Origin of the sequence: Ruegeria sp. Alg231-54 (genome assembly GCF_900143525.1) — a bacterium.
GTDB lineage: Bacteria > Pseudomonadota > Alphaproteobacteria > Rhodobacterales > Rhodobacteraceae > Ruegeria.
In genome coordinates this window covers 138,004-153,485 of the sequence record NZ_FREZ01000010.1, presented here as the reverse complement: position 1 = coordinate 153,485, position 15,482 = coordinate 138,004, and the positions used below count along the sequence as shown (strand labels likewise).

Genomic DNA, 15,482 nt, shown 5'->3' with positions numbered 1-15,482 from the left:
TTCAGCCGAACACACGACCCAGTGCGCCGTCGACCGCATCAGTGATCTGGTCGATGTCGTCTGCGGTTGCAATCAGTGCAGGCGAGAAGCACAGCGTGTTGTTGCGGCTGGGGATCGAACGGTTGGTGGCCCCGATGATGACGCCCTGCGCCATACAGTCGGCAACAACCGCCTGAACCTTTTTCTCGTCCATGGGCTCTTTGGTGGCCCGGTCGGAAACCAGTTCGGCACCCAGGAACAGACCCTTGCCGCGCACGTCGCCGATAACTTCGTGCTTATCCATCAGCGCCTGCAGGTTGCCCAACATCCGGTCGCCCATATCAATGCAGTTCTGCAGTAGGTTCTCGTCTTCGATGATGCGCATGTTTTCGATTGCAGCAGCTGGCCCGGCGGTGCAGCCACCAAAGGTCGAGATGTCGCGGAAATAGCTCATCGGATCCGACATGTCGTCTTTAAACATGTCAAAGACTTCTTCGGTGGTAACCATCACGGCAATCGCCGCATAGCCCGAGGCAACGCCTTTGGCCATGGTCACGAAGTCAGGCTTGATGCCGTATTGCTGATAGCCGAACCAGGTGCCGGTACGACCGACGCCGCAGACGACTTCGTCGATATGCAGCAGGATGTCGTACTTTTTGCAGATTTCCTGCACGCGTTCCCAGTAACCTTCGGGCGCTTCAATCACGCCACCACCGGCGGTCACAGGCTCAAGGCACAGCGCACCAACGGTTTCGGGGCCTTCGCGCAGGATCACCTCTTCGATGGCGTCCGCGGCTGCTTTGCCGAATGCCTCGCCGGACAGCTCTTCCAAGCCCAGCTCGTGCTTGCGGTATTCCATGCAATGCGGAACGCGGACAAAGTCTGGTGCGAACGGACCGTACTGCGCCGTACGCTCGTCCTGGCCGCCAGCAGACATGGTTGCCAGGGTCGAGCCGTGATAGTCGCGGTCACGGTACAGGATCTTGGTTTTTTTGCCGCCATAGCGCTTGTGCGCGATCTGGCGAACCATCTTGAACGCCTTCTCGTTCGCTTCGGAACCGGAGTTGGTGTAATAAACGCGGCTCATGCCCGGCATTTTGCTGATCAGTTTTTCAGCAAAGATCGAACCGGGGATAGACCCTGCGGTATTTGCGAAATAGCACAGCTTCATCAGCTGGTCGTGAACCGCCTTACAGATCGATTCGCGGCCATAGCCGACGTTAACGGTCCAGACGCCACCGGACACGGCATCCAGATGCTCTTTGCCGTTCTGGTCCCAGACACGCATGCCTTTGCCTTCGACAATGATCTTCGGATCGTTGCTTTCCAATGGCTTATGCTGCAGCAGGTGGTGCCAGATATGGGCGCGGTCGGCTTCGACCACGTGCGAGAGATCGTTTTCGTTGAACGTGCCGTCCATGACATGTCCTTTCAGAATGGCTGGGGCGCGGGCGGCGAAAAGGGCCGTCCCGGCTTTGTGTTTTCGATGGCTCAGATCACCGCGAAAGCTCTGTCGGAGATAGGGCCAGATTGCACCATCCCGTAAATCCAGTCCATGGCCACGCCGTATTTTTACGGGTTTGTCAGAGGAACGACTTTGTGCTCAATTCGCCAGAACCGCAGAGGGAGGGTCAGCAAATGACACAAGCCAGCATCTACGAGCGTCATTTGGACAAATGCCGGGCAAACTATACGCCGTTGTCACCGCTGAGTTTTATCGAGCGGACAGCGCACATTTACCCGGATTATCCTTCCGTGGTTTACGGCGCGCGTCGCTATACATGGGCTGAAACCTATGCCCGCTGCCGCCGGCTGGCAGGCGCATTGTCCGCCCGCGGAATCAGCACGGGCGACACGGTTTCAGTCATCGCGGCCAACATTCCGGAAATGTATGAGGCGCATTTTGGCGTGCCGATGGCAGGTGCTGTTCTGAATGCCATCAACACTCGATTGGACGCACCGATCATTGCCTTCATTCTGAATCACGCGGAATCCAAAGTCCTTCTGGTCGATCCCGAGTTCTCAGGCGTGGTCAAAGAGGCGCTGAAACAGGTGGATCACGATGTACTGATCGTCGATATCGAGGACCCGAGCTTTGACGGTGGTGAGAAGCTCGGCGTCCTGACCTATGACGCCTTACTGGCCGAGGGCGACCCTGAATTCAACTGGTCCTTACCCAAAGATGAGTGGGACGCGATCACGTTGAACTATACCTCGGGGACAACAGGCAATCCCAAGGGCGTCGTGTATCACCACCGGGGCGCTGCGCTGAACGCGCAGTCGGACCTGCTGGACTGGAACATGCCAAAGCATTCGGTCTATTTGTGGACCCTGCCAATGTTCCACTGCAACGGCTGGTGTTTTCCTTGGGCGATGGCCGCGAATGCGGGTGTTTCGGTCTGTCTGCGGGCCGTGCGGGACGAACCGATTTATGCCGCATTCCGGGATGAGAAAGTAACACATTTCTGCGGAGCACCGATTGTTCTTAACATGCTGGCCAATGCGCCCGACCACCTCAAGGATTTCGATCATGAGATCAAGGTGATGACCGCTGGCGCGCCGCCGCCCGCCGCGGTGATCGAAAGTATGGAAAACATGGGCGTCGAGGTTACCCATGTCTATGGATTGACTGAGACTTATGGTCCGTCAGTTGTCTGCGCCTGGAAAGACGAGTGGAACGACAAGGGGGCCGAAGACCGCGCCGCGCTGAAGATCCGTCAGGGTGTGCGCTATACGGCTCTGTCGGGGCTGATGGTTGCGGATCCGGACACGCTGGAACCTGTGCCCTCTGATGGCGAGACGATGGGTGAGATTTTCATGCAGGGCAACGTCGTCATGAAAGGCTATCTGAAGAACGCCGACGCCACGGACAAGGCGTTCCGGGGTGGATGGTTTGCCTCGGGTGATCTGGGGGTGATGCATCCGGACGGCTACATCGCGCTTAAGGACCGGTCCAAGGACATCATCATTTCAGGTGGCGAGAATATTTCGTCGGTCGAGGTTGAGGATATCCTTTACAAACACCCGGCCGTTATGGAGGCAGCCGTGGTCGCGCGCCCGGACGACAAGTGGGGTGAAACACCCTGTGCGTTCATCGAACTTAAGCCAAACGCGCAGGCGAATGAGGCTGATATCATCGCATTCTGCCGCGATAATATGGCCCATTTCAAAGCACCAAAGACGGTAGTGTTCGGACCTTTGCCCAAAACCTCGACCGGAAAGATACAAAAATTCAAACTGCGGGATCAGGCGCGGGCGCTGACCTAAACGCCGATCCTGTCAAAGATCGACAGGTCCAGATCCAACATTTCGCCCATCCAGATCGCCCGGTCCCGGTGGTCCGCCAGGTGATCTCCGGTTTCTGGGTGGGTGAAGATGGTCAGGCCCTGTCGGTTCAGCATTAGCCAAGGCATGACTTGATCGAACGCGTCCGGGCCAAAGCCCAGCTGGCAGCTCCATCGTGGGTGGGGGCCTACATTTTTGGCATGCATGCGCCCCATCTGAACAGGAAACAGGCCGGCGACCTCTTCACAGACCTGCCGGGCAATGGCTAGCGTATTTGCGTCGTAATAGACATGGGCGTGATAGCCGGTGATCTCTGACATTGGGACCTCTTGCATACGTTTCGAACAAGGTACGGCGCTGCAAATGGTATTGCCACTTGCGCCGTCACACAGGCTCTGTGCGCCAGGTCAATCGGGTGCGTGGAGATCTGGGTGGGCTGCGGCAAAGGCGGGATTTTCGGCACAAGCGGCCTCGGCGCCTAGACTCCGCGGCAAGTCCGATAGCTCCACGTCCCAACGGCGCGCATTATACATTTGCGGGACCAGACAAACATCGGCCAGTCCGGGCTTGGTCCCGGTGCAATAGGGCGCTTGTTCGAAACCCTCGAGAAGCGCCTCAAAAGCCAGTAGGCCAGGGCGAATGAAATGGCGCATCCAGTTGCCGGGCATCCCGTCAGCACCATCACTCAGCGCGGCCGCATACTGCGCGACGGACAAGTTGCAGACCGGATGCACATCAACCGCGATGGATTGCGCCAAAGCCAGCGCATGCGCCCGGGCCGCCGGTTCCGGAGGCAACAGTCCAAGGCCGCGCGTTTGGTCAAGATAGTCGATAATAGCCAGAGATTGCGTCAACCGCAGCCCGTCAATCTCGAGCACGGGGACCAACTCTTGTGGATTACGCGCCAAGTGGTTGCCGGACCTTTGTTCGCCCGCTGCCAGATCAATTGAAGCGGCGCGATAGCTGATCCCAGCCAGGTTCAGTGCGATGCGCACCCTGTAACTGGCCGAAGACCGCCAAAAGTCATACAGCACCACGCCGCTCATCATCGATCTCCTCAGTTCGTCAGGTGTCCTTCAGCGTGGCGGCTATCAGGGCGCTAGACAATACATTTGCGTTCCCAATGTGATTGGCCAGGACCAGAACCAGACGTGCATTCAGGGCGTCACTGTCGGCTTTGACCAGCCCATCATGCGCCGCCACCAGATCGGCATAGAAACCGTCGGCATTTTCCAGATTGGGGGAAAGGATCAGATCGGTCATTTCGCTCACTCCTTACCTGTTGCCCGGCGGATCGCCTGCCGGAATGCGTTTTCTTCGAACGTGTCGCGGCGCGCGGCGACGTGCTGGTCAGGTCGGATCAGATAAACCGCACCCGGGGCATCGCCCAGATACCTGCGCTTCAACTCCAAAGTCAGGTCATCCTTGACCGAGAGAGCCAGTCGCGTGGCCGTAACGCCGCCTTCTTCTAGACTGTCAGGAGCATCCGCATCTATAGTCAACAAAGTGAATTTCCCGGCCAACTTGGGCAGCAGAAATTCCTCGCCCAAAGGCGCGTCCGGGCAGGCGGAACCGGGGCGCGTGATCTCTGGCCCGGTCAGAGCATCCGCAGAACTTAGCGATGATCCGGAATATGCGCATGGTGTGCTCAACCGGCCGGAATTGACCAGCGGGCGCGCAAATGCGTAGTGCTCGCTGAGGTCCAAAACCGCATCCCGCAAAAGACGCGACATATCGGATTTGGGCGTGATAAATTCCGTCGATAGGGTGGACATGCGAATGTTCTCATCCGCGGCTTCGACCCGTTCGCGGTTATAGCTTTCCAGCAAAAGCTCGGGGGCTTCGCCGTCTATAACCATCTTTAGTTTCCAGCACAGGTTGTCTGTGTCCTGCAGACCAGAGTTGGCCCCGCGCGCGCCAAAGGGGCTGACCTGATGAGCGCTGTCGCCCGCAAACAAAACGCGACCATGACGGAACCGCTCCATCCGACGGCATTGGAACGTGTAGATCGAGACCCATTCAAGTTCGAAATTGATCTCTTCGCCCAGCATCGCCTTGAGCCGGGGGATCACGTTTTCAGGTTGTTTTTCCTGCTCGGGGTCGATGTCCCTGCCCAGTTGCAGGTCGATCCGCCACACGTTGTCGGGTTGTTTGTGCAGTAGGGCAGACTGTCCGCGATTGAACGGCGGGTCGAACCAGAACCAGCGTTCGGTCGGGAAGTCCGCCTGCATCACCACGTCAGCGATCAGAAAGTTGTCTTCGAATACGCGGCCTTCGAAATCCAGGCCGAGCATGCGGCGGGTAGGCGAGTTTGCACCGTCACAGGCAATCAGCCAATCCGCCTCAACGTTATAGGGGCCTTCGGGAGTTTCGACTTCAAGCTTGACGTGATCGTTGTGCGTACCGACGGCTTCGACCTTGTTCTGGCCGCGAATTTCAATCGGCGCGCCATCGGCCTGCAATTCCCGTACCCGTTCAACAAGCGCTTTTTCAAAATAGTATTGTTGCAGATTGATGAAGGCGGGGTGCGCATAGCCCGCGTCGGGTTGCAGGTGAAACTCATAGACCTGACGGTTGTCAAAAAAGACTTTGCCGGCATCCCACAGCACGCCTTTATCGACCAACTTACCCCCGGCGCCCAGACGGTCGGCGATTTCCAGAGAGCGCTGTGAAAAGCAGATCGCGCGGCTACCAAAGCTAACCTTGTCATTGTCGTCCAGCACGACGACAGGGACCCCTTTCTGGGCCAGGTCAATGGCTGCGGCCAACCCAACCGGGCCGGCACCAATCACGATAACCTTGTGTCGTACCGAGCTTGCCGTGTCCTGATCCGGGCTGCGTTGATAGGCATAGAGTGGAACTTCGAAAATCTTGTTCATGGGCTCTCCCCCGATACTCAGGCGCCGTGGGCGCACTAGATCCCGCCCTCTGGCACATGTGCGCCAGAAGGCCTTGCCCTATGATTCCACTTATTTCCCCTGTGCAAAACGATCTGGATCAAGTTTGCCCGTCTACTTCAGCCCTGCAGGGCCTCCCACATCTCCAAGTCGCGCTGGGCGGTCCAGATACGGGGCGTGTCGATACCGCGCGCTTCGTCGTAGGCGCGGGCGACATTGAAGGGCAGGCAATGTTCGTAGATCGCGTAATCGGCGAATTTCGGATCGCACTCTGCGCGCACTGCATCCCATGTCTCTTTCAGAGATCCACCGCGTGCCGCCACTTTCGCAGCAGGGCGATAGGTGCTTTCGACAAAGTCACGGGTGTTTTCGATCGCTGCATTGACCATGTCCTTGCCGACCAGGGCATTTCCGCGACCTGGTGCGATGGCATCGACGTCGAACCACTTGATTTCATCCAGCGTATCACCCCAATCGCCGAAATGCCCGTCGCCGCAATAGCAGGCCGAGTGGTATTCGACGATGTCACCGGTGAACATGACGTTTTGGTCGGGTACGTGAATGACGATATCACCTGCGGTGTGGGCGCGGCCCAAATGCATAAGATCGACCCGGCGATTGCCCAGATAGACCGTCATCGTGTCGCTGAATGTGGTGGTGGGCCAGGTCAGGCCGGGGATGCTTTCATGACCTTCAAACAGGCGGGGGAAACGCTGAAACTCACTGTCCCAGTCCTCTTGCCCGCGTTCAACGACCATGGCGCGCGCCATATCGGACATGAGGATCTGTTGCGCACCAAAGGCGCTGGCCCCCAATACGCGGACTGCGTGGTAATGGGTCAGCGCAACATGCGTGATCGGTTTGTCGGTCACGGATCGCACGCATTCGATCACCTTGTTGGCCAGGCGCGGAGTCGCCTGCGCCTCGACAATCATGACGCTGTCATCGCCGATGATGACGCCGGAATTCGGATCGCCTTCGGCGGTGAAGGCAAACAGGCCCTCGCCGACCTCGGTGAAAGAGATCTTCTTTTCCGACATGTCCCCCTGGGACGCGAATGCCTTGGCCATGATGAGTTCCTTATCGGGTGTATGGGTTTTCAAGGGCGGGCAGCAGGGTCCCAACACAGTCGCCAAACCCGATGATGTAGCCTTTGCCTTTGGCAGCACCTGTCAGGGTCAGTGTGTCACCGTCCTCGATAAAAGTGCGGGTTTCGCCGGTATCCAGCGTCAGCGGTTCCTTTCCACCCCAGCTGAGTTCCAGCAGCGAGCCCCGCTCTGGTTTTGTTGGACCGGAAATCGTGCCAGACCCAAGCAGGTCGCCCGTGTTCATCGGGCAGCCCGAGGTCGAATGGTGTGCCAGTTGTTGGGCGGCCGAGTAGTACATTTCGTTGTAGTTCGTCCGAGCAATGACTGTGGCGTCCTTGCCGTCGGGCTCCATCGTGACCTCAAGATCAATGTCATACAGCATCGGACCGCAGTCTTTGATGTGATCCAATAACTCGAATTCACGCGCAGGCGTGTCGCAGCGGAATGGTTCCAGCGCCGCCTTTGTAACAATCCACGGGCTGATCGAAGTGGCTGTGGCTTTGGCCTGAAACGGCCCCAAGGGTTGATACTCCCAGGCCTGAATGTCGCGTGCGGACCAATCGTTCAGCAGAACATAGCCAAAGATGTTGTCGTCGGCCTCCTGAACCGAGATGGGTCCGTCCGAGGGTGCACCTACAATCGCGCCCATCTCAAGCTCGATGTCAAAACGACGGCTGGGCAGAAAAGCTGGCATGTCATGATCGGGCGACTTGAGCTGACCCCAAGGCCGACGGATATCGGTGCCCGACACGACAACGGAAGAAGCCCGGCCGTTATACCCGATGGGGATATGCAACCAGTTCGGCGGAAGGGCATTTTCCGGTCCGCGGAACATGGTGCCAACGTTTTGCGCGTGGTGACGTCCGGCATAGAAATCGGTGTATTCGCTGACCGCAAAAGGCATGTGCATTTCGGCGTCGATCTGAGCAATAAGCAACGGTTCAACCTGCGCCTGTTCCTCGGCGCCTTCGGCCAACAATGCGGTCAGGCGGTTGCGCAATGCAGCCCAGACGGCAGGACCTTCCTCCATCAACGGGTTCCAGAAGGGCAGGTCAAAGAGCGGCTCGTCGGCCAGTTCGATCAGGCCCCCTGCCTCGGCTGCGGTGACGTCCAGAATCATGTCGCCAATCGCCACGCCGCAACGCGGATCACTGCCTTCGGTCGAGAAAACGCCGTACGGCAAGTTGTTCAGGGGAAACGGGTGATCGGCCTCATTGGCCGAGGCCACCCAGGATTTCATTAATGACATGTATTCAGACCTCTTTAGGGTGTCACTTTTTGCCCGGTGAGCCGTCGAACTTTTTCTCAAGCGACGTCCAGCAGTCGATGTAGTCATCCTGCAACGGGGCTTCGTTGGCTGCAAATGGTGTCAGATGCTGCGGGAAACGGGTTTCGAACATGAAGGACATCGTGTTGTCCAGCTTGTCTGGCCCGAGGTTCGCGTTTGATGCTTTTTCAAACGCTTCCCGATCCGGCCCATGCGGCAGCATCATGTTGTGCAGACTCATGCCGCCCGGAACAAACCCCTGCGGTTTGGCGTCGTACTGGCCGTAAATGTTGCCCATCAACTCGGACATGATGTTCTTGTGATACCAGGGCGGGCGGAACGTATCCTCGGCCACCATCCAGCGTTCTCGAAACAGGACAAAATCGATGTTTGCCGTGCCCGGTTGCCCCGAGGGCGCGGTGAGGACAGTAAAGATCGACGGATCGGGATGGTCGAATAGAATTGCACCGACCGGACAGTAGGTGCGCAGGTCATATTTGTAGGGCGCGTAGTTCCCGTGCCACGCCACCACGTCCAGCGGGCTTTGGCCGATCTTTGTGGTATGGAACTGCCCGCACCATTTGACCGTCACGGTCGAAGGCACCTCGCGGTCTTCAAACGCCGCCACCGGAGCCTTGAAATCGCGTGGATTGGCCATGCAATTAGCCCCAATTGGACCGCGGCCGGGCAATTCGAACTTCTGGCCGTAGTTCTCGCAGACAAATCCGCGCGCCGGGCCTTCCAGCACCTCGACACGGTACACGAGGCCACGGGGGAGAATGGCGATTTCCTTGGGTTCCAGATCAATGATTCCGAGTTCAGTCGCGAACCGCAGGCGACCTTCCTGTGGCACCACCAACATCTCGGAATCGGCCGAGAAGAAATAGTCATCCTCCATAGAGTCGGTGACCAGATAGATGTGGCTGGCCATGCCCACCTGCGTGTTCACATCCCCCGCCGTTGTCATGGTGCGCATACCGGTGAGCCATGTCAGCCCCTCATCGGAATGAGGCACTGCGTCCCAGCGGTATTGGCCAAGGCTGATCACGTCTGGGTCAACGCAGGGCGCGGATTTCCAATGTGGCAGGTCGATTTTTTCATAACGGTGCGAATGCTTGACCGACGGGTGAATGCGATAGCACCACGTGCGCTCGGGCGGATTGGCTGTAAAGGCCGTGCCGCTAAGCTGTTCACCATAAAGGCCGTAATTGCAACGCTGCGGGCTGTTCATGCCCTGCGGCAGCGCGCCGGGAAGGACCTCGGTTTCAAAGTCGTTTCCAAAGCCGGGCATATAACCCGCATGCGTGCCAACGGGCGTGCCGGCTTGCGTCATTTTGTGCGGATCCGTCGGATGGTTCATCCTGTGTTCCTCCAATTGCTGCTTGTCGAGTAATAGTTGATTTTGTAACTAACAAGCATGACTCAGGACAAATCTGCCAAAAAAGATGACTTTGATCTGCAGGAATTCCTGCCGTATCTGCTGAACCGTGCAGCCGAAGAAAGTTCGCTGGAGTTTCAGCAGGTCTATAAGGACCGTTACGGAATGCTTCGCACCGAATGGCGCGTCTTGTTTCATCTGGGAAATTACGGCGAGATGACTGCGAAAGAAATAGGTGAGCGCGCCAAAATTCACAAAACCAAGGTCAGCCGTGCAGTTTCGAAATTGGAACAGCGCCGATACTTAGCCCGTAATCGCGACACATCCGACCGCCGGGTTGAACAATTGACGCTGACATCCGCAGGTCAGACGGTTTACAGGGATTTGCGCCTGGTGGCCGAGGCCTATGATTCAAAGCTTGCCGGCCTGTTTTCCCGGGACGAAGCAGAACTGTTGCGCAAAATGCTTCGGCGTCTGGCGCATATGAATTGACCACTGGTAATTTACTGCCTCAATTCCCAGATGAAGCCCAGAACAAAAATGGGACAAAACATGACGACCTTGGATGCCGATACGGCAAAATCAAGCGATCTGATCAACTGGCTGGTGGCGCGCGGACTTGAGGGTGTCGAAAAAGAAGAACTGCTGGAGGAGTACTGCAATCGCCTGGTGGAACTGGGCGTTCCGCTAATGCGATTTCACGTGGCCCAATCGACCCTGCACCCGATTTATGGCGGAACCGGCTATAGCTGGTATTACGGCAAGGGCGGGGAATATCAAAAGTTCGAATACTCTGAACAACCCAGCGATCAATGGCGAGCTAGCCCTCTGTTTTCTGTTCTGAACGAAGGCGAAAGCGTTGTGCACGAACGGTTGGTGGATCAGAACGAACCAAGCCGATTTCCCTTGCTGAATGAACTGCGCGAACATGGCGCCACTGAATATTACGCGACGGGTGTGTCCTTTGACATTCCGACTCATAATCAGCCGAAGGACGCCAAAAAGGCGGTGAACGGTGTATTGTTGTCCTGGACGTCAAACGCGCCCGAGGGTTTCAAGGACAGCGATCTGGCGTTGATCAATACAGCCCTGCCGCATCTCGGATTGGCTTTGAAATCTGCAAACAACCAGCGGATATCAAAGGACCTTATGCGCGTCTATCTGGGTCGTGATGCCGGTCGGCGCGTTTTGTCCGGCGAGATCAGGCGCGGGTCGCTTCAGCAGATCGATGCAGTGATCTGGAACTTTGACCTTGAGGGGTTCACCAGCCTGTCCGAAGAGCTGCCGGGTGATGCCCTTATTGAGATGCTAAACGAGTATCTGGCCGCTGCGATAGACGTGGTCCACAAATGCGATGGAAGCATCCTCAAGTTCATGGGCGACGGGCTAATGGCCATGTTCGATGTGGGCGAGATCGATGCGGACGCGCGTGCGGCACTGGCGGCCGTCGCCGAATTGGAGACATCGATGGCGAAACTGAACGCGCAACGTTCCGCCGATGGCCTGCCCGTGTCGAACTATACGCTGGCGCTGCATGCAGGTGAGATTCTGTACGGCAATATCGGCTCTGAGAACCGCCTAGACTTCACCGTCATCGGCCCGACCGTCAACCAGACCGCGCGGATTGCCGGAATGCACCGGTCGCTGGGGCAACGGATCCTGATCTCGGACGATGTGGCAAAGGCTGCACGACCTGCCGCGTCAGAACTGGTCTCTGTCGGTCGCTATATGCTGCGTGGAGTGCCGGAACCGAAAGAACTGTTTACGGTTTACAAAGTGAATGACGCACGGGATTGAGTTTGCGTTTCGTGGCCGAAATTAACTGCGGCTTGGGCCTATCCATTTGTGAACAGGCCCAAGCAATGGTTTCTGGCTCAGACGTGATCGTCCTTAACCAACGCGCCGCGCCCGTGGCCGGCCATACCCCCAGAGACTTCTTCTGTCGCCTCATCAGCGAGTGTCTCTGGCAGGATCAGGTTAAGCACAATAGCGATAAACGCCGCTGGAAGGATGCCTGACGCGCCCAGGACGCGCAGGGTGTCGGGCAGGTGCTGCAGCGCATTTGCCGATCCGGGTGCCACGTTCATGACTTCGAGTTGAAGCCCCAAACCAATCGAAAGCGAAACCGCAAAGATCACCATGTTGCGACGGTTCCATACAACATCCGACAACATGGATACGCCTGCGGCGACAACCATGCCGAACATGACTATGACGCCGCCGCCCAGCACTTCGATCGGAACCGTTCGGATCAATCCGCCGACCTTGGGCACCAGACCGCACACAATCAGGAAAATGGCACCAATGGTGACTACGTGGCGGCTCATGACACCGGTCATAGCGATCAGACCGACATTCTGGCTGAACGAGGTATTCGGGAACCCGCCAAAGACACCAGCAATGGCAGAGCCGAAACCGTCAGCATATGTGGCGCCCTGTATCTCTTTGTCGGTGGCCTCACGACCTGCGCCACCTTTGGTGATCCCCGAGACATCGCCGACCGTTTCGACAGCGGACACAAAGGCCATGAGGCAGAAACCGATTACTGCGGCGAACGAGAACTCGAAGCCGTATTTGAAAGGCTGCGGCAGTGCGAAAGCCGCCGAGCGTTCCCACGAGCCTGAGATCACTTCAACGGGCAGCTTCCCAACCAGGAGGCAATAAACATAGCCCACCAAAATACCGACCAGGACAGCCGATACGGAAAGCATGCCACGCGCGAAAAACTTCAGCCCCAAGGTGACAAACACAACGATCAGCGCAGGTGTCCAGCTGGACAATGAGCCATAGCTTTCTGCACCTGAAGCCTTGGCTGGCACGCCTCCGGCTGCGTATTCGATGCCGACCTTTACCAGCGCAAGACCAATCATCGTCACAACCAATCCGGTGACCAAGGGCGGTAGTGCAAAGCGTATCCTGCCGATTACCGTGCCCAACAGGGCGTGAAACAATCCGCCGATGATCACGCCCCCGAACAGGGCGGCAAGACCGTCCACGCCTTTTCCGGCAACCAGAGGGATCATGATCGGAATGAAGGCAAAGGATGTGCCCTGTACGATCGGAAGCGCTGCGCCAACCGGGCCAAGTGTTACCGTTTGCAACAGCGTGGCAACGCCAGCAAAAAGCATCGACATCTGGATCAGATACAGCAACTCGGGAAAGTCCGGGCTGTTTGAGCCAAAGCCAAAACCCGCCGCGCCGGCAACGATAATCGCCGGAGTAACGTTCGACACGAACATTGCAAGCACGTGCTGTATCCCCAGCGGTACGGCCCGATAAATGGCTGGAAAATAGTTTGGATCCCGAAGTTGCTCCGGCGTCCCAATGGATGAATCGGTCATGGCTGTCCTCCCGTAAACGCGCGTTTTGGCGTCCTGTCCTTTGATAGCCTGGTGTGGAATTCACATCCTGATCCATTCAAAGTTGTCTATTATTAGATCAAGCAGATAGCTGGGATTATCAAAAATACCAAAAAGGTGTTTTGGATGGTTGTATTTTTGATAAAGAAACCAATGGCGATCCAGAGTCAGCCTTAACGCGACGCTGAAGCGTCAGGCTGCCGGTATTGTCAAAACTCATTGCCCAAAAGGGCAGGGGCGCACCCGATCTACGATTTTAGCGAGGTATAGTAGCGCTGGGGCTGGAACGTCCAAACGTGGCCGTTAGAAGTCGATCTCAACGCCCGGCAGGTTAAGCTCTTTCATCATGTCGCGCAGCTCTTGCCGTGCAGCGATGTTCGAAATGTTCAGCTGTTTGACCCCGATATCCTTGAGGTCCAGCAAGGTCAGGCCGCGTGGGAAAAGCTCGCGGAAAATCACCCGCTCGGAGAAACCCGAGGCGACGCGGAAGCCGATGCGCTGGGACAGCATCTCAATCGCGCGCTGCATCTTTTCCTTGTTGACCATGCGCTGGGTGCCGACGCGGTTGCGGACAACCACCCAGTCGATGGGCTTTAGTCCCGCCTGCGCGCGCAGTTGGCGCGCGTTCCACACCATTTCTGAATAGACTGACGGGCCCAGGATTTTTTCACCCTTCGAGTCGATCCGTGCCAGCAGGTCAAAGTCGATAAAGCTGTCATTCAGCGGCGTGATCAGCGTATCGGCCAGCGAATGTGCCACCTGACTTAGGCGGGTGTGCGATCCGGGACAATCGATCAGGATGAAATCGCTGTCGCTTTCCAGTTCGGACACCGCGGCGGACAAGCGGTGATCATAGATATTCTCGCCGGGCTTCAGTTTGGACGCATCAATCTCGGGCAGGTCATGATGGCGGGGGCCGGGCAGGGTCAGGTCCGCGTTTTTCAGAAAATTGCCGCGGTTCTCGAAGTATCGACCAAGGCTGCGCTGTCGAAGATCAAGGTCCAGTGTGCTGACCTTGTGACCCAATCGCGCCAGTGCGGTCGCTACATGCATCGACACGGTCGATTTGCCCGCGCCGCCCTTCTCGTTCCCCACTACGATAATATGTGCCATGCTTGTATTCCCACGTCCCGCCGTGCTTAACCACACGTTGTTACCGACCACTATATGTTGTGGAGGCCGGGAAGGGAAGAACCCCAAGCGCCCGCGCAGAGCAATATCAGGCTCTAATTTGGAAAACTCAACCGGCTGGGTCGGTTAGGACCCGCGCTTGCCAAAGCGAATAGGCTGTTTCACAGTTAAAATCAGGGTTTTGCAATAGGGGAACCGGTTGGACCATCTGTTTTTGAACGTTTTGAACGTGGTTCTGCCGGTGCTGATCTGCGCCGGAATCGGCTATGCTCTTGCCGCGATCAAGGCACCGTTCGACAACAAAGTTATCGGTGGGATCGTTTCGCGCGTTGGGTACCCGACGCTGATCATCTCGCACCTGTCCACAACCAAGATCGCGGTAGGCACCTTTCTGGACGTCATGACGGCCGCAGCGCTGGCCATTGCGGGGTTCGGAGTTTTGGGATTTCTGGCACTTAAAACCATGCGTCTGCCGGTTCGGGCCTTTTTGACGCCGCTTATGCATGGGAACGTGGGCAATATCGGGTTGCCTATCGCCTTGCTTGCGTTGGGTGATGCGGGAATGGCCTATACAATGGGATTTGTCGTGGTGGTGCTGATCAGCATTTTCACCGTCGGCATGTGGATCCCGTCGGGGGAGTTTTCGCCCAGAAAGCTCGTCACGTCCCCGATCATTTATGCAGTGATCCTATCCCTGATCCTTATGGCGAGCGGATCAAGCTTGCCTCAACCGCTGGCAAAATCCTTCGACATTCTTGGGGGGCTCTCGATCCCACTGATGCTGCTGACATTGGGCCATACGCTGGCAACGTTGCGGATCAAAAGCCTGGGCCGGGCGGTGCTGTTGACCGTTCTGCATCTGGTCATGGCGATTGCAATCGCCAGCGCTTTGGTATGGGTTTTTGGTTTCACCGGGGCTGAGCGCGGCGCGGTGATCCTGTGTTGCCTGATGCCGTCCTCGGTTGCGACTTACCTGTTCATTGACCAGCATGTGCCGGAATACGGGCCGGATGTTGCTGGTTTCATTCTTGTGTCGACGCTGGCCACGATCATCGTCCTGCCGGTGGCTCTGTCTTACTGGATCTAAAGCCGACCCTA

Annotated in this window: 14 protein-coding genes; 4 read left to right on the top strand and 10 right to left on the bottom strand. The window is 57.1% G+C overall.

The window, feature by feature from the left end:
* Position 1: 1 nt before the first annotated feature.
* Positions 2–1,399 carry an aspartate aminotransferase family protein gene (locus tag DHN12_RS17500; protein WP_108861337.1) on the bottom strand — a complete coding sequence of 466 codons (1,398 nt, stop codon included), beginning with the start codon at positions 1,397–1,399 and terminating at the stop codon, positions 2–4.
* Between the two features lie 218 nt (positions 1,400–1,617).
* On the opposite strand from DHN12_RS17500, the gene DHN12_RS17495 reads away from it, so the two are divergent.
* Complete coding sequence (locus DHN12_RS17495; RefSeq protein ID WP_108861336.1) at positions 1,618–3,246, top strand: acyl-CoA synthetase; 1,629 nt, start codon at positions 1,618–1,620, stop codon at positions 3,244–3,246.
* Here DHN12_RS17495 and DHN12_RS17490 read toward each other — a convergent pair.
* The 7 genes from DHN12_RS17490 to hmgA all read right to left on the bottom strand — a co-directional run bounded on the left by DHN12_RS17490 (position 3,243) and on the right by hmgA (position 9,876).
* Positions 3,243–3,584, bottom strand: coding sequence for a DOPA 4,5-dioxygenase family protein (locus tag DHN12_RS17490; RefSeq protein WP_108861335.1), 342 nt, complete (start codon positions 3,582–3,584; stop codon positions 3,243–3,245). The genes DHN12_RS17495 and DHN12_RS17490 overlap by 4 nt on opposite strands.
* 87 nt (positions 3,585–3,671) lie before the next feature.
* Complete coding sequence (gene maiA / locus DHN12_RS17485; RefSeq protein ID WP_108861390.1) at positions 3,672–4,310, bottom strand: maleylacetoacetate isomerase; 639 nt, start codon at positions 4,308–4,310, stop codon at positions 3,672–3,674.
* A gap of 19 nt (positions 4,311–4,329) precedes the next feature.
* Positions 4,330–4,527 (bottom strand): DUF2783 domain-containing protein, encoded by a 198-nt coding sequence (locus tag DHN12_RS17480; RefSeq protein ID WP_199913527.1) that lies wholly within the window; start codon positions 4,525–4,527, stop codon positions 4,330–4,332.
* A gap of 5 nt (positions 4,528–4,532) precedes the next feature.
* Positions 4,533–6,143, bottom strand: a complete 1,611-nt coding sequence (locus tag DHN12_RS17475) for an FAD-dependent oxidoreductase (protein WP_108861333.1) — start codon at positions 6,141–6,143, stop codon at positions 4,533–4,535.
* A 137-nt stretch (positions 6,144–6,280) separates the two neighbouring features.
* The gene (locus DHN12_RS17470) at positions 6,281–7,231 is read right to left on the bottom strand and encodes an MBL fold metallo-hydrolase (RefSeq protein ID WP_108861332.1); all 951 of its coding nucleotides are present in this window, start codon (positions 7,229–7,231) and stop codon (positions 6,281–6,283) included.
* Positions 7,232–7,241: 10 nt separating this feature from the next.
* Positions 7,242–8,498: a fumarylacetoacetase gene (gene fahA / locus DHN12_RS17465; protein WP_108861331.1), complete on the bottom strand. Its 1,257-nt coding sequence runs from the start codon at positions 8,496–8,498 to the stop codon at positions 7,242–7,244.
* Between the two features lie 22 nt (positions 8,499–8,520).
* Positions 8,521–9,876 (bottom strand): homogentisate 1,2-dioxygenase, encoded by a 1,356-nt coding sequence (gene hmgA, locus DHN12_RS17460; RefSeq protein WP_108861330.1) that lies wholly within the window; start codon positions 9,874–9,876, stop codon positions 8,521–8,523.
* Positions 9,877–9,933: 57 nt separating this feature from the next.
* On the opposite strand from hmgA, the gene DHN12_RS17455 reads away from it, so the two are divergent.
* Both DHN12_RS17455 and DHN12_RS17450 read left to right on the top strand, forming a co-directional pair.
* Positions 9,934–10,386 (top strand): MarR family winged helix-turn-helix transcriptional regulator, encoded by a 453-nt coding sequence (locus tag DHN12_RS17455; RefSeq protein ID WP_108861329.1) that lies wholly within the window; start codon positions 9,934–9,936, stop codon positions 10,384–10,386.
* A gap of 60 nt (positions 10,387–10,446) precedes the next feature.
* Positions 10,447–11,691 (top strand): adenylate/guanylate cyclase domain-containing protein, encoded by a 1,245-nt coding sequence (locus DHN12_RS17450; protein ID WP_108861389.1) that lies wholly within the window; start codon positions 10,447–10,449, stop codon positions 11,689–11,691.
* Positions 11,692–11,768: 77 nt separating this feature from the next.
* On the opposite strand, the gene DHN12_RS17445 is transcribed toward DHN12_RS17450, so the two are convergent.
* Positions 11,769–13,235, bottom strand: coding sequence for a uracil-xanthine permease family protein (locus tag DHN12_RS17445; RefSeq protein WP_108861328.1), 1,467 nt, complete (start codon positions 13,233–13,235; stop codon positions 11,769–11,771).
* Positions 13,236–13,556: 321 nt separating this feature from the next.
* Positions 13,557–14,366 carry a division plane positioning ATPase MipZ gene (locus tag DHN12_RS17440; protein ID WP_058273335.1) on the bottom strand — a complete coding sequence of 270 codons (810 nt, stop codon included), beginning with the start codon at positions 14,364–14,366 and terminating at the stop codon, positions 13,557–13,559.
* A 217-nt stretch (positions 14,367–14,583) separates the two neighbouring features.
* Here DHN12_RS17440 and DHN12_RS17435 point away from each other — a divergent pair, with 217 nt between their 5' ends.
* Complete coding sequence (locus DHN12_RS17435) at positions 14,584–15,471, top strand: AEC family transporter (protein WP_108861327.1); 888 nt, start codon at positions 14,584–14,586, stop codon at positions 15,469–15,471.
* Positions 15,472–15,482: the final 11 nt, after the last annotated feature.

Bases quoted from the DNA above. Each gene is read 5' to 3' on its own strand.
- DHN12_RS17500 (WP_108861337.1), bottom strand. From the start codon at position 1,399: ATGGACGGCACGTTCAACGAAAACGATCTCTCGCACGTGGTCGAAGCC.
- DHN12_RS17495 (WP_108861336.1), top strand. From the start codon at position 1,618: ATGACACAAGCCAGCATCTACGAGCGTCATTTGGACAAATGCCGGGCA.
- DHN12_RS17490 (WP_108861335.1), bottom strand. From the start codon at position 3,584: ATGTCAGAGATCACCGGCTATCACGCCCATGTCTATTACGACGCAAAT.
- maiA (WP_108861390.1), bottom strand. From the start codon at position 4,310: ATGAGCGGCGTGGTGCTGTATGACTTTTGGCGGTCTTCGGCCAGTTAC.
- DHN12_RS17480 (WP_199913527.1), bottom strand. From the start codon at position 4,527: ATGACCGATCTGATCCTTTCCCCCAATCTGGAAAATGCCGACGGTTTC.
- DHN12_RS17475 (WP_108861333.1), bottom strand. From the start codon at position 6,143: ATGAACAAGATTTTCGAAGTTCCACTCTATGCCTATCAACGCAGCCCG.
- DHN12_RS17470 (WP_108861332.1), bottom strand. From the start codon at position 7,231: ATGGCCAAGGCATTCGCGTCCCAGGGGGACATGTCGGAAAAGAAGATC.
- fahA (WP_108861331.1), bottom strand. From the start codon at position 8,498: ATGTCATTAATGAAATCCTGGGTGGCCTCGGCCAATGAGGCCGATCAC.
- hmgA (WP_108861330.1), bottom strand. From the start codon at position 9,876: ATGAACCATCCGACGGATCCGCACAAAATGACGCAAGCCGGCACGCCC.
- DHN12_RS17455 (WP_108861329.1), top strand. From the start codon at position 9,934: ATGACTCAGGACAAATCTGCCAAAAAAGATGACTTTGATCTGCAGGAA.
- DHN12_RS17450 (WP_108861389.1), top strand. From the start codon at position 10,447: ATGACGACCTTGGATGCCGATACGGCAAAATCAAGCGATCTGATCAAC.
- DHN12_RS17445 (WP_108861328.1), bottom strand. From the start codon at position 13,235: ATGACCGATTCATCCATTGGGACGCCGGAGCAACTTCGGGATCCAAAC.
- DHN12_RS17440 (WP_058273335.1), bottom strand. From the start codon at position 14,366: ATGGCACATATTATCGTAGTGGGGAACGAGAAGGGCGGCGCGGGCAAA.